This window comes from Nonomuraea aridisoli (assembly GCF_003236395.1).
Taxonomy (GTDB): domain Bacteria; phylum Actinomycetota; class Actinomycetes; order Streptosporangiales; family Streptosporangiaceae; genus Nonomuraea; species Nonomuraea aridisoli.
The window spans coordinates 1-826 of the sequence record NZ_POUD01000613.1 but is presented as its reverse complement, the minus strand read 5'-3'; the positions used below and the strand labels follow the sequence as shown (position 1 = coordinate 826).

Annotated in this window: 1 protein-coding gene; it reads left to right on the top strand. The window is 72.9% G+C overall.

Annotation, left to right across the window (positions count from 1 at the left end; genetic code table 11):
- The coding region (locus tag C1J01_RS50925; RefSeq protein ID WP_181449391.1) for a DUF7711 family protein at positions 1 to 594 on the top strand (594 nt) is incomplete at its 5' end.
- Positions 595 to 826: the final 232 nt, after the last annotated feature.

Below are 826 nucleotides of genomic sequence, written 5' to 3'. Positions count from 1 at the left end.
GTGCGGTATCGGCGGGCGGTGGAGCGGCTGCGGATGCTGGCCCGGGCGTGCGAGCAGACCCGGCGGGTGCCGGTGGACGAGCCGTTCCTGCGGGAGGCGTACGTCTTCGGAAGCTTGGTGGACGGGGCCGATCCGGTCGAGCCGATCGAGGTCGTCTTCGTGCTGAACCTGCCGCCGGAGGAGGTGGCCTGGGGGACGCAGCCGCCCGGCACCGCGTGGCTGGTCGACTTCCTGGAGCTGGACAAGGGCGGGGTGGCGTACCGGTGGCGGTCCCGGCACGATCCGGTGGCGAACCATCGGATCCGCGAGCCGGTGCGGTTCTGGTCGCTGGCGGGCATCGACGAGGCCGTGCTGGACGCGCTGGAAGGCCGCCGGTTCGAATTGCTGCGCCAGGGGCACCCGGAGGCCCGGACGGAGCGCGCGGACGTCACGGAGGAGCTGAGGACGGCGCTGGAGCATCTGCGCGCCGTCCACGAGGCGTACTGGGACCGGAAATGGCGCCGCGAGCACCGCGGCCTGAGCCGCCACCCGGAGCACCATCTGTGGGAGGCCGTCCACGGCTACCTGGAGCTGCTCGACCTGCGTGACGAATAGGCGCCGGCGTCCCCGTGCGAGGGGCCGAGCTGAGGCTGGTGGAACCCGTCGAGGTGGCCGAGATCGTCGGCGCCCGCAGGCCGGGGGCGTCACGACATCCGCCCCTCCGAGGGCGTCTCGCGCGCTCTTTCCGGCCGGCGGCCGTGGGTTCCAGTGCGCAGGTCCAGGAGGGGTTCTGAAGCGATGGTGAGGCGGTCGGCGGTGGAGGGCGTCGTTGGAATCGGTGTGGGGG